Source organism: Ectopseudomonas chengduensis (genome assembly GCF_900102635.1).
Classification (GTDB): Bacteria; Pseudomonadota; Gammaproteobacteria; order Pseudomonadales; family Pseudomonadaceae; genus Aquipseudomonas; species Aquipseudomonas chengduensis.
The window spans coordinates 192,273-215,378 of the sequence record NZ_FMZQ01000007.1 but is presented as its reverse complement, the minus strand read 5'-3'; the positions used below and the strand labels follow the sequence as shown (position 1 = coordinate 215,378).

27 protein-coding genes and 4 tRNA genes are annotated in these 23,106 nt (G+C 56.0%); 7 read left to right on the top strand and 24 right to left on the bottom strand.

The window, feature by feature from the left end:
- Positions 1 to 6 precede the first annotated feature (6 nt).
- Positions 7 to 1,380 (bottom strand): hypothetical protein, encoded by a 1,374-nt coding sequence (locus BLS08_RS13620; protein WP_017362452.1) that lies wholly within the window; start codon positions 1,378 to 1,380, stop codon positions 7 to 9.
- A 196-nt stretch (positions 1,381 to 1,576) separates the two neighbouring features.
- Between BLS08_RS13620 and BLS08_RS26080 the strand changes: the two genes are divergently transcribed.
- Complete coding sequence (locus BLS08_RS26080; protein ID WP_139134725.1) at positions 1,577 to 2,137, top strand: hypothetical protein; 561 nt, start codon at positions 1,577 to 1,579, stop codon at positions 2,135 to 2,137.
- Positions 2,138 to 2,517: 380 nt separating this feature from the next.
- On the opposite strand, the gene BLS08_RS13610 is transcribed toward BLS08_RS26080, so the two are convergent.
- Positions 2,518 to 3,324, bottom strand: coding sequence for a hypothetical protein (locus BLS08_RS13610; RefSeq protein ID WP_017362450.1), 807 nt, complete (start codon positions 3,322 to 3,324; stop codon positions 2,518 to 2,520).
- A gap of 246 nt (positions 3,325 to 3,570) precedes the next feature.
- Here BLS08_RS13610 and BLS08_RS13605 point away from each other — a divergent pair, with 246 nt between their 5' ends.
- Positions 3,571 to 4,209, top strand: coding sequence for an HD domain-containing protein (locus BLS08_RS13605; RefSeq protein WP_017362448.1), 639 nt, complete (start codon positions 3,571 to 3,573; stop codon positions 4,207 to 4,209).
- Positions 4,210 to 4,257: 48 nt separating this feature from the next.
- Here the strand turns inward: BLS08_RS13605 and BLS08_RS13600 are convergent, their stop codons facing one another.
- The 5 genes from BLS08_RS13600 to BLS08_RS13575 form a co-directional block, all read right to left on the bottom strand.
- Positions 4,258 to 4,566: a hypothetical protein gene (locus tag BLS08_RS13600; protein ID WP_017362447.1), complete on the bottom strand. Its 309-nt coding sequence runs from the start codon at positions 4,564 to 4,566 to the stop codon at positions 4,258 to 4,260.
- A gap of 17 nt (positions 4,567 to 4,583) precedes the next feature.
- Positions 4,584 to 5,159 carry a hypothetical protein gene (locus tag BLS08_RS13595; protein ID WP_017362446.1) on the bottom strand — a complete coding sequence of 192 codons (576 nt, stop codon included), beginning with the start codon at positions 5,157 to 5,159 and terminating at the stop codon, positions 4,584 to 4,586.
- The gene (locus BLS08_RS13590; RefSeq protein WP_017362445.1) at positions 5,156 to 6,049 is read right to left on the bottom strand and encodes a hypothetical protein; all 894 of its coding nucleotides are present in this window, start codon (positions 6,047 to 6,049) and stop codon (positions 5,156 to 5,158) included. The genes BLS08_RS13595 and BLS08_RS13590 overlap by 4 nt, the downstream gene beginning before the upstream one ends.
- A 17-nt stretch (positions 6,050 to 6,066) precedes the next feature.
- Positions 6,067 to 6,360 (bottom strand): hypothetical protein, encoded by a 294-nt coding sequence (locus BLS08_RS13585; RefSeq protein WP_017362444.1) that lies wholly within the window; start codon positions 6,358 to 6,360, stop codon positions 6,067 to 6,069.
- Between the two features lie 191 nt (positions 6,361 to 6,551).
- On the bottom strand, positions 6,552 to 7,112 hold the full coding sequence (locus BLS08_RS13575; RefSeq protein ID WP_017362442.1) for a hypothetical protein: 561 nt from the start codon (positions 7,110 to 7,112) through the stop codon (positions 6,552 to 6,554).
- 265 nt (positions 7,113 to 7,377) lie between these two features.
- Between BLS08_RS13575 and BLS08_RS13570 the strand changes: the two genes are divergently transcribed.
- Together BLS08_RS13570 and BLS08_RS13565 are read left to right on the top strand one after the other, a co-directional pair.
- Positions 7,378 to 7,953 carry a hypothetical protein gene (locus BLS08_RS13570; protein WP_017362441.1) on the top strand — a complete coding sequence of 192 codons (576 nt, stop codon included), beginning with the start codon at positions 7,378 to 7,380 and terminating at the stop codon, positions 7,951 to 7,953.
- Positions 7,950 to 9,218, top strand: a complete 1,269-nt coding sequence (locus BLS08_RS13565; RefSeq protein ID WP_017362440.1) for a site-specific DNA-methyltransferase — start codon at positions 7,950 to 7,952, stop codon at positions 9,216 to 9,218. The genes BLS08_RS13570 and BLS08_RS13565 overlap by 4 nt, the downstream gene beginning before the upstream one ends.
- A gap of 750 nt (positions 9,219 to 9,968) precedes the next feature.
- Here the strand turns inward: BLS08_RS13565 and BLS08_RS13560 are convergent.
- Positions 9,969 to 10,178, bottom strand: coding sequence for a hypothetical protein (locus BLS08_RS13560; RefSeq protein WP_017362439.1), 210 nt, complete (start codon positions 10,176 to 10,178; stop codon positions 9,969 to 9,971).
- Positions 10,175 to 10,762 carry a hypothetical protein gene (locus BLS08_RS13555; protein ID WP_017362438.1) on the bottom strand — a complete coding sequence of 196 codons (588 nt, stop codon included), beginning with the start codon at positions 10,760 to 10,762 and terminating at the stop codon, positions 10,175 to 10,177. Before BLS08_RS13555 ends, BLS08_RS13560 begins: the two co-directional genes overlap by 4 nt.
- A 228-nt stretch (positions 10,763 to 10,990) precedes the next feature.
- On the opposite strand from BLS08_RS13555, the gene BLS08_RS13550 reads away from it, so the two are divergent.
- Positions 10,991 to 12,055 carry a DNA-binding protein gene (locus BLS08_RS13550; protein ID WP_017362437.1) on the top strand — a complete coding sequence of 355 codons (1,065 nt, stop codon included), beginning with the start codon at positions 10,991 to 10,993 and terminating at the stop codon, positions 12,053 to 12,055.
- Here BLS08_RS13550 and BLS08_RS13545 read toward each other — a convergent pair.
- The 8 genes from BLS08_RS13545 to BLS08_RS13510 all read right to left on the bottom strand — a co-directional run bounded on the left by BLS08_RS13545 (position 12,052) and on the right by BLS08_RS13510 (position 17,235).
- On the bottom strand, positions 12,052 to 12,378 hold the full coding sequence (locus BLS08_RS13545; RefSeq protein WP_017362436.1) for a DUF4031 domain-containing protein: 327 nt from the start codon (positions 12,376 to 12,378) through the stop codon (positions 12,052 to 12,054). The two genes, BLS08_RS13550 and BLS08_RS13545, sit on opposite strands and share 4 nt — an antisense overlap.
- Before the next feature lie 14 nt (positions 12,379 to 12,392).
- Positions 12,393 to 12,800 carry an RNA polymerase-binding protein DksA gene (gene dksA / locus BLS08_RS13540; RefSeq protein WP_017362435.1) on the bottom strand — a complete coding sequence of 136 codons (408 nt, stop codon included), beginning with the start codon at positions 12,798 to 12,800 and terminating at the stop codon, positions 12,393 to 12,395.
- Positions 12,797 to 13,309: a PH domain-containing protein gene (locus BLS08_RS13535; RefSeq protein ID WP_069901316.1), complete on the bottom strand. Its 513-nt coding sequence runs from the start codon at positions 13,307 to 13,309 to the stop codon at positions 12,797 to 12,799. Before BLS08_RS13535 ends, dksA begins: the two co-directional genes overlap by 4 nt.
- Entirely contained in the window at positions 13,306 to 14,121 is an 816-nt protein-coding gene (locus BLS08_RS13530) for a hypothetical protein (RefSeq protein WP_069901317.1), read from the bottom strand. Before BLS08_RS13530 ends, BLS08_RS13535 begins: the two co-directional genes overlap by 4 nt.
- A complete protein-coding gene (locus tag BLS08_RS13525) occupies positions 14,118 to 15,890 on the bottom strand; it encodes a hypothetical protein (protein ID WP_069901318.1) in 1,773 nt (590 codons plus the stop codon). Before BLS08_RS13525 ends, BLS08_RS13530 begins: the two co-directional genes overlap by 4 nt.
- A gap of 9 nt (positions 15,891 to 15,899) precedes the next feature.
- The gene (locus tag BLS08_RS13520) at positions 15,900 to 16,295 is read right to left on the bottom strand and encodes a hypothetical protein (RefSeq protein ID WP_090336817.1); all 396 of its coding nucleotides are present in this window, start codon (positions 16,293 to 16,295) and stop codon (positions 15,900 to 15,902) included.
- Between the two features lie 65 nt (positions 16,296 to 16,360).
- Positions 16,361 to 16,957 (bottom strand): hypothetical protein, encoded by a 597-nt coding sequence (locus BLS08_RS13515; protein WP_069901319.1) that lies wholly within the window; start codon positions 16,955 to 16,957, stop codon positions 16,361 to 16,363.
- Between the two features lie 14 nt (positions 16,958 to 16,971).
- Positions 16,972 to 17,235 carry a hypothetical protein gene (locus BLS08_RS13510; protein WP_069901320.1) on the bottom strand — a complete coding sequence of 88 codons (264 nt, stop codon included), beginning with the start codon at positions 17,233 to 17,235 and terminating at the stop codon, positions 16,972 to 16,974.
- An 86-nt stretch (positions 17,236 to 17,321) separates the two neighbouring features.
- Between BLS08_RS13510 and BLS08_RS13505 the strand changes: the two genes are divergently transcribed.
- Both BLS08_RS13505 and BLS08_RS26720 read left to right on the top strand, forming a co-directional pair.
- Positions 17,322 to 19,133, top strand: a complete 1,812-nt coding sequence (locus BLS08_RS13505) for a DNA cytosine methyltransferase (protein ID WP_069901321.1) — start codon at positions 17,322 to 17,324, stop codon at positions 19,131 to 19,133.
- A complete protein-coding gene (locus tag BLS08_RS26720) occupies positions 19,022 to 19,459 on the top strand; it encodes an HU family DNA-binding protein (protein WP_256547036.1) in 438 nt (145 codons plus the stop codon). The genes BLS08_RS13505 and BLS08_RS26720 overlap by 112 nt, the downstream gene beginning before the upstream one ends.
- Before the next feature lie 65 nt (positions 19,460 to 19,524).
- Here BLS08_RS26720 and BLS08_RS26075 read toward each other — a convergent pair whose 3' ends face one another.
- The 7 genes from BLS08_RS26075 to BLS08_RS13465 all read right to left on the bottom strand — a co-directional run bounded on the left by BLS08_RS26075 (position 19,525) and on the right by BLS08_RS13465 (position 22,788).
- Positions 19,525 to 20,463: a hypothetical protein gene (locus tag BLS08_RS26075; protein WP_139204225.1), complete on the bottom strand. Its 939-nt coding sequence runs from the start codon at positions 20,461 to 20,463 to the stop codon at positions 19,525 to 19,527.
- Positions 20,453 to 20,779 carry a hypothetical protein gene (locus BLS08_RS13490; protein ID WP_090336815.1) on the bottom strand — a complete coding sequence of 109 codons (327 nt, stop codon included), beginning with the start codon at positions 20,777 to 20,779 and terminating at the stop codon, positions 20,453 to 20,455. The genes BLS08_RS26075 and BLS08_RS13490 overlap by 11 nt, the downstream gene beginning before the upstream one ends.
- 326 nt (positions 20,780 to 21,105) lie before the next feature.
- A tRNA-Ser gene (locus tag BLS08_RS13485) sits at positions 21,106 to 21,194 on the bottom strand.
- 429 nt (positions 21,195 to 21,623) lie between these two features.
- Positions 21,624 to 21,697 (bottom strand) — tRNA-Gly (locus BLS08_RS13480).
- 5 nt (positions 21,698 to 21,702) lie between these two features.
- A tRNA-Thr gene (locus BLS08_RS13475) sits at positions 21,703 to 21,778 on the bottom strand.
- A gap of 15 nt (positions 21,779 to 21,793) precedes the next feature.
- A tRNA-Arg gene (locus BLS08_RS13470) sits at positions 21,794 to 21,870 on the bottom strand.
- Between the two features lie 102 nt (positions 21,871 to 21,972).
- Positions 21,973 to 22,788 carry a GNAT family N-acetyltransferase gene (locus BLS08_RS13465; protein ID WP_090336814.1) on the bottom strand — a complete coding sequence of 272 codons (816 nt, stop codon included), beginning with the start codon at positions 22,786 to 22,788 and terminating at the stop codon, positions 21,973 to 21,975.
- Between the last annotated feature and the right edge of the window lie 318 nt (positions 22,789 to 23,106).

Genomic DNA, 23,106 nt, shown 5'->3' with positions numbered 1-23,106 from the left:
CTCCTATTAGCGCAGGCGCAGCGCGCGAGGTTGGGGGGCAGGTTGTTCACTCTCGGCATCGAGGTAGATGCTTGTACTGCCGGAGTCGAGTTGTTCGGAAATTGATTTCAGCCCTTCAAGCTGGCGCTTCCACTGGCGGTCGAGCATTGCCGGCCGCCCCAACGCAGCAGGCACATGGCTATCCCATAGCTGTGCTGCTGTTTCAAAATCGAAGCGAGAGAGAGACTCAAGGTCGTCGTACACAGCGCAGCCGAGCGCAGGTGCTTGCTCCGAAAGTCCCGCCTCAGAAGCGCTGGCGGTCCAATCGACAGCTTTAAGCTGTGACTCAACATGCAGGGCCAGCGCCTGGAAGTAACCGCTGCTGAATGCAGCAGCTTCTGGCGTTGCCACGCCGGGGGTTCGCTTGACGTAACGCGGGGCCCCCTGCTCGTCGTTACCCCAAACCTCAGTTGAAGCTAAGGTGCTTGCCTTGCGCGGGTTGTAGGAAATGATCACCGAAGGCCGACGCGACCGCTCGACCTGATAAAACGCCCTGCCTGCCGCTGCGGCGTCATCGAAAACCTGGTCGTCAGCGATATCGGTTGAAGACAGGTGAAAGGTGGTCTTGGGTTCGGTCGCCTTGAATGCATCCTTCAGCGCGTCACCATTGAGTGCCGTGATGGGGAGTTGGGAGATCGCGCTCTCTGGCCCCTTGGTCACCACGGACATGGCCACACGAAGATCATTGAGCACGCGGACCCCGAGTTGACCTTGGGCGGTATTTGAGACGGCCCAATGTTCGTTGATCAGGTCGTGTGCACCACGGAGCGCACAAACGAGAGGCCCGTCCTCGGTCAGGTTTTTAACCAGGTTGCCTCGAAGCTCAACCAGTCGCTCAACAGTACCCAGGTTCATGTTTGCAAAAAGCGCTTTGGCGGCCAGTGTGGGGTTGCCCCCTGCAAGCTGTGCAATGTCCTGAGCGCTCAAATAGGCCTTGGCGTTACGAACGGCGGTAAGAACATCCAGGGTCATGTCGGCATTCTTGATGGCTGCCTCAGAGCGTTCAATGAAAGAGCGGATAGCCAGACTGGACTGGTCGAGGTTGAATTTCGGGCCGTTGTCGACGGCGAGGATTCCCACGCTCGGGCCGTGCATGACGTTTGGCATGCGAAGAGCCAGGCCCTGCTGGATATCGAAGACGATGTTGCCGGTCAGTCGCCCGTCCCAAATAGGTGCGGCGTGAATGGTTTTTTCATCGCAGCGGGTAACCTGACACCAGTGGATAGCGCTGCGCAGCGGATCGGGGTTATCGGCGTTGCACTGAGCAACGAAAACCCGGTCGCCGGGCTGCAAGGCCTTCAGCTCGTCATGAGTGACGCGGAAGAAATCGCGATTGGCCATAAAATTATACCATCCCCAATTGTGGGTTCGATGGGCCCACCCGGACCCCCTTCGCACCGCCCGTCCCCCGGCGCTGCGCGCCGGCCCTACTAGCTGCTCTCTCGAAAACCCTGATGGCGAAGCATCTCGTTTCCGAAAAAACAAAAGGTATGCGATATTGTGACACGATACCGTGTATAGATACAGGTTAGCGCAAATGAGTGAGAGCGTAAAACCACCAATGGATAACGAAAAATCAGGCAGCTTGACTACGGATGACTTGCGCTCGATGGTTCTCGATCACGTGATCGAGCAAATGAACCTCTTCGTGCCGAAAACGATTCCTGAGCCAGTAGGCCATATGACTGAGCTGCTTGATTCAATGAATCAGCTTGCGCTGAAGATTGCTGCTGCCGCCCTGGTGAACCGTCAGAACCTCTCCCCGCTGAAGACATTCGACAGCGAGATAGGTATCGATCCCGATCAAGATCAAACTGGCAATCGATATGAGCTGCGTTACCGACTCGTAGAACAAATCGGTAAATCGGAACCTCACGTTGACCAGACGTTCACGTACGATGAAGCTGTCGCTGCCTACGATCAAAGCTTTGTCGATACCTACTGGGGTGCTCTTGGTGAACGATGTCCAAAATGTGTTACCGCTCCAGGTGATCGCCATCTATGGTTCACAGTCGTTCGCTACCCCATTGCCGATCTCGATATGGAACAAAGCGCGAACCATTCCTCACGTCGACCTACACACGGTCCTCGTCAGTAAAACTCGTTACCGAGATAGTCGTTGACGAATCTCGGTAGCGAATTATCCGATACCCCTCTTCTCTTCGATGACGATTTATGCGTTAGCGACAATCGTTAGCGAACTACATCTCGTCCCCGACAGTTCAGAATGGCCAACGAGAAAGAGCGCCCCGCCCGGTTGGTCCGGTCAGGTCGTTTCTAGGGGGTGCGCTTCGCGCACGGTGGGGAGGACGGCGAAGAAGCAAAACAGGGGTGCTATGGAGGGATGAAGCACCCTTTGGGGATGGTATAATTTATGAGTAGGTGCAGAAGGTTCGGGCTCCACGGTAAAAGAAACCCGGCAGCGGCGGTGCGGCCGGGTATATTGGGGATGGTATAATTCTAAGCTCGGGCCTAAACCTAGCTTGCAGTCTTGGATGCTTTCGAAGAGGCTTTCAACTTCTCCCGCGCCACCTGCGCACCCTCACTCAGCAGATACCTCATGCCCAAGTTGTCATCCGGGCAGAGCGCCAGCATCTTCTCGCACACCACATCCGCTTCCTGCCGGCGGCCGCAGGCAATGAGAGCCAGAACATAGTGATGGTTCAGCTGAAGATAGCCCCGGTTGCAATTCTCCGTGTATCTGAGCGTACTGGCGAATGCCGGCGGCAGTAGCTCAAGGTCAATCCGTCCTACGCTGGATCGTCCGATCCAAGCGGCCTTTTCACTCTCACCCAGCTCGATCAGCGCGCCAATCTCAAGCGCCGTTGCATACAGAAAGCCTGGTTCTATTTCCTTTGCCTTGCGCGCCAGGGTTACCAGCTTGCGCAGCGCGGCCGGCGACATCTGACCCAGGCTGTAATCCGGGCCAGGCAGGTGCATCTCGATATGCTCATCGAGCATTCCTTCCAGCTCGGCCATATGCGACTCGCGACGGGCCAACAGCAGCGCACCGTGGCCATCTTCCTTCCACTGGCGGGGTGCGCGCCAACCGTCAACGGCATCCCAAATGCGGAACTCAAGCGCGCCGAGGCGCGGCATAGTCGACTGAATGGGCAAGGACTGAGCATCAGCGCGCTGGGCAGCATGAAAGCTGGGGAATCCATCGAGGCGTGCGGCCAATTCCTGGCAAGCTGCTAAGCTGGGTGACGCGCCGTATTCTTGGATGAATGCGGGTAGCAGGCGCTTGAGATTCTTGGCGCGTTTCTTGAGGCGATCAGTATCCATGACTCTCTCCATTACCGGCGAAACGAGGTAAGCCCACTTCCCTCAACCGGCTGTGGTTGAGAGCATGATTGCGATGTTCAGGGGGATCAGGTGCTGCTGAAGCTTCGCCATGTGGGCGGCGCGCGGCCTGGTCCGCGCGGGTGCACTATCCCAAACAGGGGTTTGCATGACAAGCATGAATGGCCTCTGGCCAGCACGGCGTAATATCTCTAGAATGATATTATTCCGTGTACTTATGAGGTGCTTATGCTCTCCCTCGAAGAACGCGCCTGGCAGTTCGCGATGCAGGCGCATGGCAGCATCGACCAGAAGCGAAAATACACCGGCCTCCCCTACATCACTCATCCAGGCGAAGTGGTTCAAATCCTGCGGGCAGTACCCGGCACGACACATGAAATGCTTGCGGCGGCCTGGGTGCATGACACTGAAGAGGACGTACCGTGGGTTACTTTCGAGATGATCGAACAGGCGCTGGGTGTCGAGGTGGCCACTCTCGTGCGAGAAGTGACCAAGGTCAGTACGCCGGCAGACGGCAACCGTGCGGCGCGCAAAGCGTTGGATCGAGCGCACTACGCGCGCGCCAGTGCCCAAGGGCAGACGATCAAACTCGCCGACATCATCAGCAACATCACCGCCCTACCGGACTTGGATCGTGACTTCGCGCGGGTCTATCTGGCCGAAGCAGCGCAACTTCTCGATGTCCTGATCCTAGGTGATCATCGTCTCATGGCGCGCGCCAAGGCCACGTTGCTACGGGGTATGACACTGCTTTCCATGGAACCAGTCGTTCACAGCATAGAACGTGCGATCTGCCTGGAGGACTTCTTTCCTAAACCTCGCAACCTGGTGGCACTTGCAGCGTTCAGAGAAAGTGACTCGAAGTAAAAATGCCGGCGAATGCCGGCATTTTTATAACGAACAACCCACCTGTTATCAGGAGCAGTTTTTAGGACCTATTCTACGTGGGTACTCGCGGCCATTCTCGTCGTAGCTTGGCTCACCAACCGGCGTGGTCATGACCTGGAGCATTAAACGCCCGTCGCCCGAGTCAGAGCCGCTGGGGCGCAATTCATATGCAAAGCCATTGATGCAAAGCAGCTCTACTGTGCGGGTGGCTGTCTCCTTTGAGCCAAGGTACACCTGGCCATCAATTCGAGACATCGCAACCGCGCTTAGCCCGATTGCAATGACAGACAGCATTAAGGCTGCTGTGGCCGCAACCGCTGTGTAGCGAATTTCCATAGACGACTCCCCGAGGGTCAAACGACCCTCGCCTCCCCGCTTTCTACCTTCAAGTCACAGATCGCGTTGCCGGCGTTCTGTGCTGCCTCGTCGACACCGAAGAACATCACGCCTTCTTCCGGAAGCTCCTGGTAATAACCGTAAAGCCCAGGCCCGCTATGGCAACGCTCGTCGCCCATCAGCAATACCAAAGGATCGTCGTCTTCGCCGCCAAAGCACTCGATCACACCCTTGAGTTGATATGGGGTGAGATGGATTTCACTCTCTGGCTTACTCGGCAGGCCAAAGTTGAGGTGATCAGTTGCACCAGAAAACCACATCACAGCCCCGATTGGCTTACCGGAAGCTTCATGGCTAGCCAGGAAGGCTGTACCGGTTTCAAGCGAAGCGGCCGAGGCGGAAAATCCGCCCAGAGCGTCCTGCGCATTCTCCGGCAAGAAGAATGCCCCTTTACGGAGATTACCTGGTAGGCAGCAGTAAACCCCTTCACCGCTGTGGCCATGCGCATTAAACAGCGCAACTACTTGGGGCTCACCACTGTCTAGTACAGCTTGGATCAGCTCAGCCTGATGCAGATTGATCGTCACACTCATCCCAATGCTCCCATATCCGAAATAGCCTCTTGTATAAGCCGGCAGGCTTCGCCAACCGGTCCACCGACACCTGAAGGCCGCCAGTTAGGCGTTTCAGCGTCCATTGCGATGCAGATCAAATCCCATCGACTCACTAACCCAGCCCACTGCGGGGACAGCTCCGCCATTAATGGAAGCTTCTCGACAAACGCCGGGACTTGCTCCAACAGCAAACGGCAGCGCCTGAAGTCATCAAGGTCTTGCGGGTGGTCGCGATCCTGCTCCAGCGGTATCCCGGTAAACACCTCGAACATGGTCTCACTACTGACACCCCGCTCGCCTGATTCCAACCACTCGCGAGCGCCATCAGGCAGGTCAACCAGCAAAGCACTGTCTACAGCTGGGAGCGAGGCGCGGAGTTGGTCGAGCGAACATTGAGAGCCGATAACCATAGATGCCTTAAGTCGCCGTGCCAGGTCTTGATCCATTAGGTGGCCATCGGGTTGTTGCTCGACAAGTTGGGTCATTTCTCGCAGAGAGAGCGTTCCGGTAATGATGAGACAGCCGAGACGCTCTTCGGTCTGATACCCAGATTTGCGAAGGCGTGGGTGCACGCTGACGGCAGATTCCCAGTCCGCCGCTACGACAGGATCATCTAGGTTCAGGTAGGCCACGTGAATCTGAGCACCGAGCCCGATCTCTCGCAGCATGTCGCTAGTTCCGGCTCTTCGCCGGCCGGCAATCACCTCTTCGACCGGCGCGTTCCAGTACAAGACCTCGCCATCGGATTCTTGCGTCGCACACGTCGCGTCATCCGGCCACTCATTGAGCTGGGCCAACACTTCATCGAGCGACAGGCTGCTTGGATCGCGAAACAACTGCTCCCCCAGGTTCACCTGAAATCCTGGCATATCGATACTCCTTTGTTTCAGTCCATCACGGTTTCAATTGAGGTGCGGCTTACGCGCAAGGCTCTGCCGCATTGGGTCAAGTCAAGGAATTGCTGTTGATCCAGGAAAATGAAGACCAGCCACTCTTGCTGCGTAAGCGCGTCGACCCACGCGGACCACTCGGACTGATTTATCTCTTCTACGAAATCGGCCATGTCCGCAAGCTTCAGTGCAAGGCTCTCCAACAGCGGAACGTCGTGATGCTCAAGCCCTCGAACAGCGACATGGGTAGCAGTGACTACGGGATTCAACACGATCTGCTCACACGTCATGCCGGCACGAACTCCTCACCTGCCAGAAATAGGGCCACGACGATGCTGTCATCTCCCCAGATTGCTACTGGAGTGCATTTCGACTTGGCCGCTTTCTCGACCGCTGCGTCACGCGCTGTGCTGATATCAGGGAACTCCTGGTCGCATGGGAGTGGGTTCAGAAGATTTCCGATCCTGTACATCCAGGCCTCCTAAAGGGTCTCTTGGTCAGTAGTCGCCCTTCGGGCTCGTGGCTTCGCCGGGCCGGGGTCGCCTGGATGCTTCATAGCCAGGATTTCTGCTTCAAGTTCCTGAATGCGACGCCGGGCATCTGCGAGTTGCGAAGCTGCAAGCTGTGCCTCATTGCGGTACTTCCTGATCTTTAGATTCACCTGCTCAGCATCGGAGACCCTGGCAAGTAGGTGCGTCAGCAGGAACACCTCTCGCTCCTTGTCAGAACGATTGCTGTAAGCCTCGCATGCCGTGTTGAAGTGCTCGCCGCCTTTCTTCTCTGCGAGGACGCGCGCAGGCCCGGCGACTGCCTTGATCACGCCGCGCTCGCTTGCGTACAGCAATCCCCAACCAACAGGCAATTCGTCTGGGCTAATAAGTCCATCAGGGCAGAGGAAATACCTCCAGCGCCCAAGCCCCTTGCCAGGTTGCCGGTGTGGCTTTTTTGCATCCGCAAGGAAGTCAGCGCGGGACACTTTGACTTCAAGGACGATTGAGCCGTCGTTATGCCCAGCCATGCGGAAGCCAATAGCATCGGGCATTTCTGTGCCCCATCCAGTAAATAGCTCTGTGTGAGCCACATGGCACCCATGCCCTCCTCGGCTATTTGGGCGCAAAAGCCATTTACTCCCGAGAGCACACAAATCGCGATGTTTGAGCATGGTGGCTCCTCTGCTGACGGCCGGAGTGTAATGGCTCTACCGGTTAGTGTATATGGTATAGTGATATTATATGGTGTATAATGCACACCATAATACACGACTCGCCTTCCAGGGCGAAGACTGACGACGAAGGAGTGAATGCAGCATGAACGGGAATCGCTATGTACAAACCATGAAGCGCCTGTGCGGCCACGCTGATGCCGTCGAATTTAAATATCGCGGACGCACTGAGCACTTGGCTCAGCAGGCCTATGCGCGGAACAGCCTCTGCTCGGAATGCCGGGCGAAGGTGCGGGAAATGGTCGCGGCAGCCGGCAAAGGGTTCTATCGCGTAGAGGGCATATTGATTCGAGGCACTGTCAACCGGGTGAGTTGGGCAACCAAGCTGCGCCTTGAGGCTTTACGCAAGCACGGTCCTATCATGCAGCACCTGGATAGCCTGGGCGACGAGCCGCTTGCTCGGGCAGGCCTCGCAGCATACCGCATGCTTTTCAGCATCACCTCGGCGAAGTTCTGGATCGAAACCAGGGAGTTCGGATTCTCCGATTACTGGTTGATCTCGGAGATCGAGCACCTGCTCCGCAGCTATGAGCTGTATGGCACCAACTACTCGTCAAGCTCCGCATATGGCTACTGCCGTCAGTTCAACAAGCCGTCAATCGAAATGGCCCGCGCTTTCATAAGGGAGGGTCAGGTGGTGGCTCAGGAGGAAAGTGCATGAGTAAGGCTCGCGCCCGCCGTACATCTGCCGGCCAGTTGGAGCTGTTCGAGGCGGTACGAAGCGCATACCAAAAAATGCCGGATGTACCACTCGACAACGAGGGGCTCTACAACCATGTTGCGCAAGCTGTTGGCATCAGCAAGCAAGAACTTTCCATGCGCACCCCAGTAGGCACGTCTGGCCAGTTGCATAGCTTAAAGCGTCGCGAAATACGTTGGTGCCAACAAACTCTTAAGCACCTCAAGCTCATCGAGCGCGTACATGGCGAGCGTGGTGTCTGGCGACTTACCGAGGGAGCAAAACGCGACCTCCATGCAGCGAAGAAAGGAGTGAAGCTCCTGGCATTCTCTACCGACTTGGGTGTCGCGATCTGGGGCGCGGCTGCGGACACGTTCAAGCGCCTTGAAGTCCCCATAACGCTTTGCTTCACATCTCCGCCGTACGCGCTAAGAAAATCAAGGGCTTACGGAAATCCTGATGAGCACGGCATCGTCGACTTCATCTGTGAGAACCTTGAGCCGATCATCGAGAACCTGGCAGAAGATGGCAGCCTCGTGCTGAATGTCTCGAATGACATCTTCGAAGAAGGGTTGCCATCTCGCTCAACCTATCTTGAGCGCCTGGTATTGGCGGTGTGTGATCGCTTCGATCTGAAGCTGATGGAACGTTTCGTGTGGCACAACCCTTCGAAACTACCGGGCCCGATCCACTGGGTAAGCAAGACCCGCCAGCATCTGAACGTTTCCTATGAGCCCGTCCTCTGGTTCGCTAAGTCACCTCTGAAGGTGAAATCGGATAACCGTCGCGTACTGCAGCCCCACAGTGATCGCCATATCCGTCTGATGGCTCAGGGCGGAGAAAAACGGGCGGCCGAGTACGGCGATGGAGCCTACAAGCTCAAACCTGGATCGTTCGGGAAATGGACTGAAGGAAAGATTCCCAAGAATGTACTCACGCTTGGGCACAGCTGCGCTGTTAACCGTGACTATCGACAAAGTGCAACTGAACTCGGGCTTCCCCTACATGGGGCGGGCATGCCTTTGAGCCTCCCCGAGTTTCTTATTCAGTTCCTGACAGAACCCGGTGACCTGGTAGTGGACCCGTTCGGAGGAAGGATAGTCACTGGACTAGCAGCAGAAATGCTTGGGCGCGCCTGGCTGTGCACTGAAATCATGCTGGAATACATCCGTGGAGGAGCGGAGCTGTTCCGTCAGTACCCAGGCTTCTGGCTGAACCCGTACCTCAAAGACCTGCGGGCTGCATAGTCCGGTGAGTAAAGGAGCCCACCTACCTCGCGACCGGCATTCGCACCGCGTGACCGGGTGAGAGAGAGGGGCGCTGGCCGCCAGGTATCAATCGCAAGCTTGGCGGCTCACTTCCCTCGCCCTGGCTCTGAGCCGAGGGCTCGCGAAAAATTCTGTTCGCAATAGCTCCAGAATGCGCCTTGTAGAACCTTCGATATGCTTCGGCAAGACAAGGTATTGCCTCAACAAGAGGGGGCACCCTTTTACCGTACCGAGGGGAATTGCAGAAAGCCTCACTCAATGCGAGTTGGTTCACCATCGCGTAGACCTCGGCGGCCGCAACACCTGCATCGACTTCACATCCCGGAATAGATTGCAAAACGATGGTGTCGATCCACCTGAAACGTAGGCGCAAGCACGCCGCGAATGCATCATGCATTTTTCACCCTTTAGGCTCGGCGCTTGCAGATGCAATGGCAGCGCTTGGACGGTCACCCGCCTCGCGTTTTGCAGCTGAAGGGGTTGCCTCGTGACGCCGAAAATCGGGGTATGACACAACCTCGGGCTCGAACGCCTTCCGCACCAGGTACTCGAACCCGGCGCAGGCAACCGTAAGACTGATGATCACCGCCACTAAGAAGCGGCTTGTGTCTACTCGGGACATATGGGAAATGCGCGACAATATGCGTTATCGCATCATAATACCGTGTATTTCCATAATCGCGAATAGGCCTCTTATTTGAGGCTAGTACAGGTATCGAGGGAACAGGGTCACTTCCGGCGGGACTTGAACCAGCAGAGCAACCCGAGAACGATCAGCGCAAACAGGATGGACACAATCCCCCAGGGAAAGCTGGAAGCGTCGATGTCCTGGGCGCGGACGCCAGATGACGCACCACAACGGCCGTCGACCTGCAGCATCGATACTTCTGACTGTTCGGCGGCTTTTGGGCATTCGATCATGATACCGTCGTTGATCACATTGCACCCTTAGCGTCTCGCGCACTCGATCTGGCTTTCTTGCCTGGCCGCTTGCCAATCAACACGACATCAAGCAAAGAAACCAGCACGCGGCCCTGAGACTGTGAAATTGAAATAGACATCTCATCCTGACCCGCATCCAGCTGCTCAGCAATCGGCGCGCGCAGTGGAGTCAGCTCGGTGAGCATGCTTATTAGGGTGCGTCGGTTTGGCAGCTTCACAGGTTCCAAATCACGGCGCATGGCGCGCGATCTGCCGGCTTCACGAGCGTTAGCTACCATGCGGTTAAGGGCGGTCAAGGCGCTTTGTCCTCCGCGCCTCTCGTCCCTAACTGCCTCAATCACCATGGCGTACGTCACCTGCTCGCGAGCGATAAGGCGACGCACCCCCGGCTCTGCCGTGGCGAGGATCAACAGCTGCTCAACATGCTGGGGCGTTTTCTTTGCAAGCGCGGCAATTTCCTTATTGAGCAGCCCGCCATCCTTAAGCTCTTTGAAGGTGTCGGCACGCGCCAGCAACGGCATATCGTTGAAGCTGGGAGACTGAATGCGCTCCATCGCCTGGTCGAATCGTTTATTGGCCATTGTGCTGCCTCGGCGAGTAACTATATTGTCTATAATATCATAATACCGTGTAGTTTGCGATATAAATCCCTCTTGTATGACGTGCGTCACAGCACATAAAGCTCTTCACCTGAAGCCCGCCAGCCGTCTATCAGGCGGGGCAGCTATGCTGCCCCTGGTGGTTTATTACTTTCTCTGTTACTTTCTTACTTACTTACTTTCTTACTACAGATGCAGGAGGTCACTCTTATGCGCCCCACGGAATTTACCGACGAGCAGATAATCAAGGCTGGCCTGGAGATTGAAAGCCAGGGGCGCAGGGTGAGCGGCTTCGCAATCAGAAAGCTCCTTGGTGGCGGCACGCAATCTCGCTTCAAGGCCGTGTGGGAGGCATACAAAGCAAAGGGTGCGGTTGAGACCCCCGTCGATAATCGCGACCTGCCGGTTGAGATCGAGGACCTGCTGGGGCAACTCGGCGGCACGCTGATCGAGCACCTTCAGAGCCTGGCGCTCAACATCAATAATCAAGCGCACAGGATCAGCGAGCGTCGGGTAGCTGAGGTTCTACAGCGCAGCGCGGCAGAACGGACACAGCATGCTGAGGAAATCCAAGAAGCATCAGATGCCCTCGACGACCTGGACAAGGAGGTGGAATCACTCAAGGAACAGCTGAAAGAGTGGCAGCAACGTGCTGAAGCGGCGCAAGAAGCAAGCACGCGCCTGAGCGCTGATCTTGCGGCTAGCACTGAGCGGCAGCGCAGCCTCACAGCCGAGTTGGCTGAAACTAAACCGCGCCTGGCGGAACTGACCCAGACCAACAAAACCCTTGAAGCTGAGCTGGTATCACTGCGGCCACTCAAAGAGGAAGTGGCACGCCTGCGTGAGTCTACAAGCGCCCAGGCCAATGAACTTGCCGAAATGCGAGCAGAGAACACTGCCGGCGCACGCAGGGAGCAGACACTCCAGACACAGATTGACACGCAGAGCGCGCGAATTCGTGAACTTGAGACCGCTGGACGGGACAGCGAGATCGAGCTGGCTCTGCTACGCCCGCTTAAAGAACAACTGGCGCAATTGCAGCTGAGCCATGATGCACTCGCGAACCTCGTTGCGGAGCGCAAGACCGAGCTTGCAACCAAAGATGAGAAGATCAAAGGGTTGGAGCGCGATGTTCTACAGCAGCACGAGCGACGTGAGGAGAATCAGCGGGAAATGAGCCGCCAGGTAAAAGCACTCCAAGACGAGATCAAAACCTACCAGAAGTTGCTTGAAAAGCTCAGCCCGCAGACCAAGGGGGACAGTAAAAAAGACTAACGCCACGCTATTGGGGAGGGGCAACCCTCCCCATGCACAACGCTCTCAGCAAGCATCTTCTCCCTCTTGGCTCGAACTATCTCGCCGGTCCGCCGCATCGGAATTTCAGTAGCGCCAGCGGCTACCGCGAGCGCCCTTTTGCTCATGCAAATGTCGAAATGGCTCTTCGCAGTACCAGGGTATTGGTGCCACTTCCGTAGCACACCAATCCTGTCCGCCATCTCAAGCAACTCGTCTTCTGTGTCCGCAATCATGTGCGACATCTTCATGCGGCGGTAACGCCCTGCCTCAGTAAGATGCATGTCGTCGACATAGACAGCCATAAGTTGAACCCCGATCAGGCAGCCGAGCGAACATGCATCTCGCGCTGCTCCTGCCTCGTTTTGGCCTCGATGCACAGATCAGTTGTTGGCCTCGCCAGCAGCCGGCGAAGACCGATAGCCTCGCCTGTTTGTGCGCACCAACCGTAATCGCCCGAATCGATCCAAGACAACGCTTTGTCGATCTTGGTCAGGAGCTGGCGGTTGCGCTCAACTTGGCGAACCAACAGCTGGCGCTCTTCTTCGATGGTTGCCGCGTCAGCTTCATCCGGAGCTGTCTCAAGGGTTTTCAACTCAGCACGGGATTTATCCAGGCGTTCAAACGCTTCTTCACGCTGCGTTGTCAGTAAAGCCCTAAAGAACTCCAGCTGTGCTGGGCTCATGTATTCAGTTTCAGGCTGACGCAACAACTCTTCTTCGTTCATTGAGATGATCCCCTTGCGGCTTTAATTGACTGGTATTGGTGCTCGACCTCATTGACGACAGCTCGCCTGAAGCCCAGCGGATTGATGACGTTTCGAATAGGTGCCGTACGGCCACCTACACCGCCGACGCTGATTGATCCGTAACCGAGCAGACGCCCAAGGACTGACTGGTCCACAAGAATGGTTTCTGTGCGACCAAGAAACAGCTCCACGGTCTCACGGCGTATCAGTCCACGCTTAGCAATCACCCGTTTCGTAGTGACAGCCAACTCCGTGGTCTTCATTTCCACGACGCCGCAAATGAAACTCCACAAACCAATGCAGCCCCAGAGCAGAAGCACAGCGGCCAGCGGAACGGTCTCCTGCGTCGGCAAGAGTGCAAGCAACGCGAGATAAATCGCTCCACCAATGAGTAGGTGGCCAATGCCTTTCACCAGGACAATCCAATGCACTTGAGCTGCATAAACGACATCCTCTTCGGGGCCTATTACCTTCTGCACATAGCTCATTTTTCCTTACTCCCACCCAGGAACGGGAAGAGCTTGCGTAGCAGGTTGATCAGCAATAACGCAAGAATGACCCCACTGACGAAAATGACGCACATAACGGCCGGGATGGAAGCGCGGGCAACCCCAACACCGGTATTAGCCTGTTCGGCATTCCAGCGCCCTACCACCATCGCAGCCAACAAGGCAAACAGGCACGGCACAACCAGCAGAACGCCTCGCAACAAGTTTGTGTCTGCACCTATAGATGGCTTTATAAGCACATGTGCCAAGGAATAGTCGATGACGCCAATTACAAGCGTTATAGCAACGGCAGAGACCACCGCAGATGTCTCGGATGTGTTCCCACCACGTAGAAGCGTGAAGACCGCATTAAGTGCAACAGCACCAAAAACGATACTGGGGAAGTAAATCAACTCGGTCCCGTTGAAAAATGATCCCAACTCGTAGACAGCAATCATGGAGATTAGGACCGCCGCCAGAACCGGCATGATCGCGCCGCCCGCCGCTATTACGATTACGACTGTGAACACGAGCAGAGCCAGGATCATTGCCACAACAATCGCAAGTCCTATCCACACAGACTCAAAGCGTCCGGCCACTTCGAAGATCAGCGACGAGCGATCAACGAGCGCGCCAGCTAGCATTGCCGCCAACGAAGTCAGCATGATTACTAGCGTGGTCGCATGGACTTCAACGCTTGAGAGTCCGCGATTGCTGCCCCCAAACAGCACCTCGCGCTGAGCTGCGCTTTGCGGTGCATCGGGACTTGGGAAAAACCAACCGTTGAGTAGGTCGAGGAAGGTTCCCTTCATAGGACGATTCCCTGGGATTGCATGTACTGCGCTGTCTGGGGCATCTGAGCCTTTATCGCTCCGCCTACCTTTGCAGTTGCCTGCTGAGTCGCTTCTGTCATCCATGACGGAGCGCTAGCCTGCCCGATCATGTACTCAGCCGTGTCTGTAGTGAGAAGGTCAGCGGCAAGTAGCGGCTTGTCATACCGCTCGTAGAATCGGTCAATGGCACCCAATTCCTTGGCGAATATTTTCGCACCGCCCGGACGCAACAGCTTCGCCACGTTGCCCGCTACAGGTATTACGCCGATACCTGCCATGATGTAGTCAGTGGCGCTCATATCCGATCCATCCAGGTTCTTGCCGGTCATTAACATCCCGAGATTGATCATGTTCCCCACAATGGGGGCGGACTGAAGCAGGTTCCCGACCAGCTTCGACTTGAACAGGTCCCCCATTCCAGTCAGCGCCTTGCCCAGCGCACCTTTCGGAGCAAGGGCATCAAGCCCCTTCATGCTTGCCAGTTCCGCGAAGTCTTGCTTGAGCATTGCTGCAACATCTTCAGAGTCGCCCCCAGCGTCATGAGCGACCTGAGTAGCACCAGTAGGATTCCAGCGGCCAGGTGCAACAGCCTGACTCTGCGAGCGCGAATTGAATACATACGCGGCAGGCTCGAACTTGAATGGCGCGCCACTCATGTTCACGACTTCAACGTTGGTACGAAGCTGATTGGTGCCTACGGCGCGCGCAGCGACGCCTTCGTCAAGCAGCGTGTAGGGCGATGAATGTGGAGAGGCCACGTGCTGTCTTCCACTGATCTGCTGGCGTGCTTGCCATTGCTCCATGGCGGAAGCGAGTTGCCCTGAATCGCCCATGACAGAAGGGTTGCTCAAAAAGTTATCTGGGTTGCCGCCGGCAAGGTCTTTGAGCGCTGCGTACCCCTGGCCGAACATCGACTTATCCCAGGCCTCATTGAGCCCACGAATGACCTCCTTGGTTTGAGCCTGACTCATCAGCTTCGAGTAAGCAGCTGGGTCACTACCACGCAACAGGTCTTTCTGGCGCTCAGGCATGGCTTTGAGCATCTTCTGGTCAAGCTGGCCCGTCTTCATGCCACGCAGAGCCCACATAAGCGTCTGGGTGTCAGGGTCTGCGCGATAAGACTGGAGGGAGCCACGTACGCCCCGCTCCTGATGCTGCTGGATGATGCTGTGATAGGTCGGAAGCATTTGCGGATCGATAAAATCAGCTACCGACTCAAGACGGAACAGTTCACCGGCTGGCGCTGCGTTCAACTCCTTGTCCAAACAAAAACCATCGATATCGAAAGTCAGTTTTTCGCCTGGGAGTATGGTGTACGCATCCAAGTTCGGCGCGGCAAGGCTCATTCGGGCTTTCTTGGGTGAAAGCCCTTCGACCGTATCGACGTAGCTCAGCAGCCTTGCTGTCGACTGCGAGAGGTCCAGGAATTGCGACTGAGTGAAATTGCCGTCAGTAGCCGCAATGGTCCGCTTGGCCGCAGTGAAACGGCTATACAGCGTCTGGAATTCGCTGGTGTTGTAGCCCATGCCAATAGGGCCGTTTACGAGCTGGTCGAAAACAGCCTTGCCGGCCAGCGAGTTCTGATAGGTGCCGGCAGGTGGAATCCCTTTGAAGGAGGTGGTGCTGTCTTCAATCAGCGATTTCCACTCAGACGGAACCGCCGGCACAGTCAAGCAGCCACTGATTTGCCCACATAAGAAGGTCAGCGCGGTGGCGTAAGCAACACCCCGTTTGAACAAGCTATGCATGCTGCCTCCTTACTGGCTAGCAATAACGCGACCGACGTATGAAAGGCCGGTAAGCGGTAGATCAGGAAACTCTCCAGACGGAACACTGCACAGATGGCCTTCTATTGCGCGGCCGATGTAATGGGTTTGCGCTGTATCGCTGTAGTAGCAAAGCAGCTGCAGGCGCTCTTTCTCGTGCTCGTCGACATTCATCGCGTACACGTCGGTACTGACCAGGAACATGGTGGCCGCCGGATGAACACGCATTACCGGCACGAGCCAGAAGCCCCGCTGGCGTACGACCTTGCCGGGCGGGACTTCGAGGTAATCGACACCCGTCGGGAGTTGGCCTTCTTTCAGGTATGACCGGACTGAATCGTCGCGAAGTACGGGGCATCCGGTGAACGTCAGGTTGTTATTTCTCATGAGTTTGTACACAGCTATCCCTAGGAGGCATGAAGCCTAACGGTTGTTATTCTTTCGTCGCTACTTCAACGAGCCAGTACATCCAAAATGATCGGGATATCCGGAATTACTTCAGGATGACTCGACCGGAGCTTTAACCATCCACCTGGGAACCCCGCCAGGTTGTGTTCACGCGCAAGCTTGTTATAGGTGCTCATCAACAACCCATGGAGGTGATCAATAAGCGAGGCTGGCGTATCCAGAGCTTGGTTATCAAAAGCCTTGTGGCTGTCTTTGAGGTAAGCCACAACACGGGCATGACGAGTCCCGGTGTTGCCGCGCCCTGAGAGCTGAATGACTCCGCTGACGTAGATGCAAAGAGACAGACAGTCGCAACGCAACTCAATGGCATTGCTAGTGAAGGGGCGCTGCGCGCGGTGAGCGTCGATCAGTGCGCCAGCAACGTGCGAAACCTCGCCTGATACCCCCGCATAGCGTATTGGGAGCTGCCAAGGGCCGACAGACGGAAGTCGACCACCAGGCGAATGAGGGTGCGGGTCCTGCGCAGCACGAAAAAGAGAATCAAACGTGGTGGCCATCTGCGAGCGCAGGCCCTGAGCCATGGTTTGCTTGCCCTCAAGTGCCTTGTGCATAGGCACTACAACCGAGTCAGCGTTGCTCATTATTGCCACCTCAATCACACGTTCATGCAGGGCTGGACGTAGGAACCTGGGGACTGGAGGCGACTGCCATACCAACGCGCATCGGCCTCTTGGAAAATCGCTACGCGAGCTTCCTGGGTCATGTTGAGTTTGTTCTCCAGCAGGAAGGCGGCAATAGCGCTCTCCTCATCCCCGCCATCGTCGCGAGTGTTGATCACTTCATCGGCGCAGAGGCTGACCATTTCGACGGTCCAGCCAAGTCGCTCCAGATCGGGGGCTACGGTGCAGTGCGCTGTCATGCTAAAATCCATCTTGTTTGATTTAATATCACAATACCATATATAGTAACGCCATTCAATATGGCCGCGAAGCGGGAGACAACTCAATGCGTGGCTACTACGTCAAGAACATCGGCCTCAACCGTGGAAAGCCCCGCATTTGGCTGCAAGGCGGCGAGGTCGCAAATGCAGGCCTTACGCCTGGCGCGCGCTATGACATTCACGTCAACGGCGGAACCGTAGTGCTTCGCGCCAACCCTGACGGCTCGCGCGTGGTCAGCTCTAAAGCGAAGGGCGAAGACGCTCTGCCGATCATCGATATCAACAGCAAAGAGCTGCTCGCGCTGTTCGACGGAATGTCTGCCGTCCGGCTGGTGCAGCGCGAAGGCGAGATATACCTGCTGCCGCTGGCCACGGAGTTACGCAAGAAGGAACGCCTGACGCGACTGCGCCGTAAGATCGAGAACGGAGAGCCGATCAAGACTGGCGCTGTCTGCTTCGGTGGCGGCATTCTCACGCACGCCCTACACAAAGGCCTCGAAAAGGGCGGCATCAAGTCGGAACTGGCATTTGCAGCCGAAATACGGCCTGAGCTGCTACAGCATGCCATGAAGGCAAACTCAGCCTGGGGTAAGGACACCATCCCCCTCGCAGCACCAATTCAAGAGCTTGCGTTCGACCCGGCCGCCATGGAGCACATCCCCAGGATCGACATCGCCGAATTGGGGCTTGCGTGCTCAGGCGCATCCATTTCTGGTCGAGCCAAGCGTGGCACCGATAAACCGGAGGATCATCCCGAGGTGGGGCATCTTGTGGTCCCGGCGTTGATCATCTTGGGCAAGGGCAACCCTGCAATCATCGAGTTCGAAAACGTTGTTCCATACGCATCGAGCGCCAGCGCCAGCATCCTGCGAAACCAGCTCCGCGACCTCGGCTATGACACCTACGAAACGATCATCGCCGGAAGCGACTTCAATGCGCACGAGGACAGAAAGCGCTGGGTCATGGTGGCGGTAACCAAAGGACTCTCCTTCAGCTGGGACATGATGCAGTTCCCCGAGAAGAAGGAATCACCTTTGAAAGACATCCTTGATCAGGTGCCCGTCGATGATCCCATGTGGAGCAGCATGTCCGGCCTCAAAGCGAAAGAGGCGCGCAATGCTGCTGAAGGCAACTGCTTCAAAATGCAGATCGTCAGTGAAGCCGATACCCAGGTTGGCACAATCACAAAAGGCTATGCTCGCGTGAGGTCGACAGACTGGAAGCTGGCCCACCCCACCAACCCTAATCTGTTGCGTCAATTCACCGTATCTGAGCATGCAAGGCTAAAGCAGATACCAGAAGGCCTTATCGAGGGCCTTGCCCAAACTGTTGCGCACGAGGTTCTAGGCCAGAGCGTTGTCTACGAACCGTTCGTTGAGATCGGCAGGATGATCGCTGATACCATCACAAACTTCGCCGAAGGCCGTACACCGCAGTCAATGCCGGAGCTGGTGGAAATGATTGCCGCTGAGTTTACCGACTCGGCCAGCCAGGTTGTCTCCGAAATCAGGAAGCCAATGGTAGGCGTCGTGTATGAGGGGCCAATCACTGTCAATGACTTGGGCATGGTGATCCAGAACATCGGCAACGGCGTTGGCATCCTCCACCACAGGGATACCTTGAAGACTGACCTGATAGAGGGCGTGAAGCTGGGCGAATCGGTTCGCATCCAGTACCCATCGAGCCGGCAGGCACCACGGGTGACCTCTCTCTCCGAGACGCCGCCAAGCATATCCCCTGAACTTTCCAAAGCGATGGCCACCGCATCACGCCAAGCGCCAACTCAAGACAATGGCCCGCAGCTGGATATTTTCGGCCAACCTGCGGACTTACCAGAGGCAGTACCCCGCAAAACCTCCAGCCCGAGAATGGGCTAGACACTTTTGTTTCACATAACCGCCCACGGGCACATCAACATCAGGAGCACTACATGAACAAGTCCGAATTGGTAGCAGCCGTAGCCGACTACGCCCAGATCACCCAGAGCCAGGCCGCCGCTGCCGTTAATGCCGTAATCGAGAGCGTAACCACGGAACTGAAGAACGGCGGCGAAGTAACCCTCGTGGGCTTCGGCACCTTCAATGTCAAAGAGCGTGCCGCGCGCACCGGCCGTAACCCGCAGACCGGCAAGTCCATCGAGATCGCCGCCGCGAAAATTCCGAGCTTTCGCCCCGGTAAATCACTAAAAGATGCAGTGAACTAAGCGCGCCGGCATTGGCAAGAAAAACGGGCCCGAGGGGCCCGTTTTTATTACAGACTACATATGTCTCAACGCAATCCAGGATAACGAATTACTACCCCTGATGACTCATGTGCATCTCCAGGCTCCATAGCTGCGTCTACTCCAGCATTCATGCGTTCCAGACCTTGAAGGAAGTTGGCTCGTATACCAGAAAGCTTGGAATTGCCAGCCTTGAACACGCCATACCAATCTTCAACCTGTTTCCCTTGACGCTCAACTTCCTCCTCAACGTCAATCCTGACCTGCAAAGCTGGGTCAACGAACCCTGTCTCGAATGAAAGCTCCACCAAGTGCATCAACTGGGCTTGATCAGCCGAGCGCACCTTTTCAGGAAGAGACTGACGTTCAACACGCTCCTCTAAGCGAATACGCAAGGTTTCCTCTGCTTGTACGCGGGCAATACGCTCGGATACCTGCTCAAGCTTCTCATCGAGCTTTCGTTGCTGACGTTCCTGTACAAAGGTGTAAGTATTCTGTGCCTGGTCGTAAACCATATATGCACCGATTACCGGCCCCATTACATAAGCACCTAAAGCAGCGCCTACAAGGTCGGCAGCGTGACGGCCACCATCTTCTGATTTTGTCGCAGCACCGACGGCACTCCCCACAACCAACTGGCTTGCTTTAGATAGAAGCTTACCTGACGGATTCACCGCAAGGGATGCAACATCGCCAGCGATGTTGATAGCCTTGAAAGAATCACTTGTGCAAGGTGTAGCACCTAAAGTGTCAGCTGCTACAGCCTTTGCGATATCGACGGAATGCTTATTGTCAGAACATTTGTCAGGCTCAGAAGCATGCACGCCTATTGATACACATCCAACAGCCAAAGAGAGAGCAGCAGCGAGGGCAGCTCCATGACGTTTACCAGACAAACCTTGTTCAACTACAACCGCAGATTGAACACCAAGTCGCTCAAGCAATGACGAGCGCCATTGCGTGCCTGCCCCCATCTCAGCACTCATTTGATGAGGCCTCCGAATAGCTAGTAGGCACCAGGTGCTCCTTCTCCGAAACTGGATCAAGCACAACCAACGGAAGCTTCATCATGACAGCCTGCTTGAAAGCTTCACCGAGGCTTTTAAGTGCCAAATGTCCAACTTCAGAATGCAGAACCAAGTCACCATCAACCAGATGCGCCCCGACAGCAGAAAGGGCTATCTCTCCGCCGGCATCGAGCGAATCTATGCTGACAATTAAACAGACTGGCTTATCGTCCTCCCCTTGACCAATGGCAATTGCATAGCTTTCGATTTGTAGAACACTAGTAGTCATCAGCATTCAGTCCTTTTCCGTTCACATCGTTTCGTAGCTAGATAATGGCCAGGTCATATCAACATAGGCCATAGCCGCCTCGCGAGTCTTGAATCTGCGCGTCATGACCTCGGAAGGATGACCGATATCGGAACTTTCACATGTGAAATAGGGAGGCCCTTCAAGCCAGTAGTTCGCGCACGGTTGATCAGAATCATCTTGCGGCTGACTCGCACCAGCCAAATCACTCCGATACCAAGAACTGGGACGAAATTCCTTCCAGTTTGCAGCGGAGTTAGGCTGTTCCATATCAGGTTCGACGGGGGAAAGGCCAGAGGCCTTTGAGGGGGAGGTGGCGGACGCTGGGAGATTCGAACTCCCGGAAGGCGGAACCTTCGACAGTTTTCAAGACTGCTGCCTTAAGCCACTCGGCCAAGCGTCCTATTTAGTTGACCCCGCCCGGTAGGCGTGGCGGGCGGGGTCCAGGCGTGTTGTCCTATGGACTGATTCAGGGGGCTCCAGCCGGTGGGCCGAGCCCCTACCGCAATCGGAGATGGCCTTGGGCGCAACCGCCCTTGAGAGCCATCGACCTGACTCCCCTGGCATGCACAACCGCCGGAAGGGCGGCCTCTTTCAAGCGCCGAGATTGACCGCAGAATGGAGCGGCCAGGCTCCTCAAAAGCCTGGTGACCCACTGGGCAAAGTTACTTCCCCATCGTGCCATGACGGTCTCCTAAACATGCAGCAGCCTATGGCTGTAGCGTTCGGCGCATTTGGTTGAGGCCCATGCGCAGAGCCGTGACGAACTGCGCATGAGGCTCAGGCTGGGCACCGTCAAAGACGAGAGCCTAGCCAACCCGATAACGGGTTTTGGAGCGGGCGGCGGGAATCGAACCCGCGCCATCAGCTTGGAAGGCTGAGGTTCTACCATTGAACTACGCCCGCGAACCTGGTGCCGGCAGCAGGACTTGAACCCACGACCCTCTGATTACAAATCAGACGCTCTACCAACTGAGCTATACCGGCAAAAACTACGAAATCTGGCGCAAAAGGCGGGATTCGAACCCGCGACCTGCCGCTTAGGAGGCGGCCGCTCTATCCAGCTGAGCTACCTCTGCGCAACACCTGCTGAATCAAATGGGTTGAACCCACCCCAGCAAGTACACGATTTAATTATATTGTATCGTGTAGTCAATGGCAAGCGCCTGATCCCATTTTCCTTAAATTCTCACCAAGTACGCCGCGACTACAGCCGCTGCAAGTCCGACGCTGGTGAGCAGGCCTATATTTCGGGAGCACCAAACACGCGACGCCCAAAGCCACGGGGACGCTTCAGCTTTTCTCACTTCTCCAAGCAACTCATGAAACGCTCGCTTGAGCGTGCTGTGGCTCATTGCAACGTCTCTCCTGGCGCTTATGAGGTCTCCCAGGAAGATGTGCACTGGAATCTCTTTGATGTTCCGCTCCCATTCGCTACATGGGGTTAGCGCTCCGGCGGGAATCTCAATCGAACTACCGGCGCGATGGTCAGCATCGGCATAGGCAAACTCCAGGCCGAATTGCTCGTAGAACCAATTGCGCCTGACTTTGTTATCAAGACTCGCCTGAGCCTCGCTTAACGAGATAGACCTGACAATGGCCTCTGGCCATTGCCGGACCCAGGTGACTATTTCGTTCATCAAATAGGTTCCCACTCGCTGACCCTGAATAGACTCAGGATCGAGGAAAACTGCTCCTCGTGTCACATTCGCTGAGGTCAGCGATACGGCGTTGGCCGTAGCACAGTAGCTGCCGGCAAAAGAACCGCCCACGGCTTCAGAATGGCCATAGGGATCAATTACACGATATTCGAGAACAAGTGAAGCACGCACAATCTCCGACGACTCGTTACGAACAACCGTCTCCTTTCGTTCGACTGCGAGGTAAGCTACAGGGTCATCGGATTGGCCGAGTCGATCACGCACTTCAAGGATCAGGATTCGCGGTTTAGTTGCACCGGAGCTGCCCCATGAAATATCAAATGACGGAAGCCCCATAAGCGCGCTCCTTACGCAATTGATTGCAGTCCAGATGGAAGCGGAGAAGGCGTCCACGGGAAGCCGGGGCCTCTATCATCGCCATTGCCAGGACTACCGCCATAACCTGAAAGCCAGATGTACTCTGCCTCAAGCAAGAGGTCCCTGACCTGCATTGAAACGGCTTCGGCAGCCGTACAGTGATATCGCCTCCAGTCGCGGCAAGCACGCTCCCAATCGATGAGCAGAGGTGAAGGGGAATGCTTGGCTCGAAACCAATACTCGGAAAACTCGGTCACGAACTGTTCAATGCTACAACACGGCATACATGCACTCCCC

Bases quoted from the DNA above. Each gene is read 5' to 3' on its own strand.
- BLS08_RS13590 (WP_017362445.1), bottom strand. From the start codon at position 6,049: ATGCCAGGATTTCAGGTGAACCTGGGGGAGCAGTTGTTTCGCGATCCA.
- BLS08_RS13600 (WP_017362447.1), bottom strand. From the start codon at position 4,566: ATGGAAATTCGCTACACAGCGGTTGCGGCCACAGCAGCCTTAATGCTG.
- BLS08_RS13505 (WP_069901321.1), top strand. From the start codon at position 17,322: ATGCGTGGCTACTACGTCAAGAACATCGGCCTCAACCGTGGAAAGCCC.
- BLS08_RS13610 (WP_017362450.1), bottom strand. From the start codon at position 3,324: ATGGATACTGATCGCCTCAAGAAACGCGCCAAGAATCTCAAGCGCCTG.
- BLS08_RS13530 (WP_069901317.1), bottom strand. From the start codon at position 14,121: ATGAAGGGAACCTTCCTCGACCTACTCAACGGTTGGTTTTTCCCAAGT.
- BLS08_RS13620 (WP_017362452.1), bottom strand. From the start codon at position 1,380: ATGGCCAATCGCGATTTCTTCCGCGTCACTCATGACGAGCTGAAGGCC.
- BLS08_RS26080 (WP_139134725.1), top strand. From the start codon at position 1,577: ATGAGTGAGAGCGTAAAACCACCAATGGATAACGAAAAATCAGGCAGC.
- BLS08_RS13555 (WP_017362438.1), bottom strand. From the start codon at position 10,762: ATGGCCAATAAACGATTCGACCAGGCGATGGAGCGCATTCAGTCTCCC.
- BLS08_RS13510 (WP_069901320.1), bottom strand. From the start codon at position 17,235: ATGACAGCGCACTGCACCGTAGCCCCCGATCTGGAGCGACTTGGCTGG.
- BLS08_RS13595 (WP_017362446.1), bottom strand. From the start codon at position 5,159: ATGAGTGTGACGATCAATCTGCATCAGGCTGAGCTGATCCAAGCTGTA.
- BLS08_RS13515 (WP_069901319.1), bottom strand. From the start codon at position 16,957: ATGAGCAACGCTGACTCGGTTGTAGTGCCTATGCACAAGGCACTTGAG.
- BLS08_RS13490 (WP_090336815.1), bottom strand. From the start codon at position 20,779: ATGCTGATGACTACTAGTGTTCTACAAATCGAAAGCTATGCAATTGCC.
- BLS08_RS13565 (WP_017362440.1), top strand. From the start codon at position 7,950: ATGAGTAAGGCTCGCGCCCGCCGTACATCTGCCGGCCAGTTGGAGCTG.
- BLS08_RS13525 (WP_069901318.1), bottom strand. From the start codon at position 15,890: ATGCATAGCTTGTTCAAACGGGGTGTTGCTTACGCCACCGCGCTGACC.
- BLS08_RS13550 (WP_017362437.1), top strand. From the start codon at position 10,991: ATGCGCCCCACGGAATTTACCGACGAGCAGATAATCAAGGCTGGCCTG.
- BLS08_RS13465 (WP_090336814.1), bottom strand. From the start codon at position 22,788: ATGGGGCTTCCGTCATTTGATATTTCATGGGGCAGCTCCGGTGCAACT.
- BLS08_RS13535 (WP_069901316.1), bottom strand. From the start codon at position 13,309: ATGAGCTATGTGCAGAAGGTAATAGGCCCCGAAGAGGATGTCGTTTAT.
- dksA (WP_017362435.1), bottom strand. From the start codon at position 12,800: ATGAACGAAGAAGAGTTGTTGCGTCAGCCTGAAACTGAATACATGAGC.
- BLS08_RS13520 (WP_090336817.1), bottom strand. From the start codon at position 16,295: ATGAGAAATAACAACCTGACGTTCACCGGATGCCCCGTACTTCGCGAC.
- BLS08_RS13575 (WP_017362442.1), bottom strand. From the start codon at position 7,112: ATGCCCGATGCTATTGGCTTCCGCATGGCTGGGCATAACGACGGCTCA.
- BLS08_RS26075 (WP_139204225.1), bottom strand. From the start codon at position 20,463: ATGAGTGCTGAGATGGGGGCAGGCACGCAATGGCGCTCGTCATTGCTT.
- BLS08_RS13570 (WP_017362441.1), top strand. From the start codon at position 7,378: ATGAACGGGAATCGCTATGTACAAACCATGAAGCGCCTGTGCGGCCAC.
- BLS08_RS13585 (WP_017362444.1), bottom strand. From the start codon at position 6,360: ATGACGTGTGAGCAGATCGTGTTGAATCCCGTAGTCACTGCTACCCAT.
- BLS08_RS13605 (WP_017362448.1), top strand. From the start codon at position 3,571: ATGCTCTCCCTCGAAGAACGCGCCTGGCAGTTCGCGATGCAGGCGCAT.
- BLS08_RS13545 (WP_017362436.1), bottom strand. From the start codon at position 12,378: ATGGCTGTCTATGTCGACGACATGCATCTTACTGAGGCAGGGCGTTAC.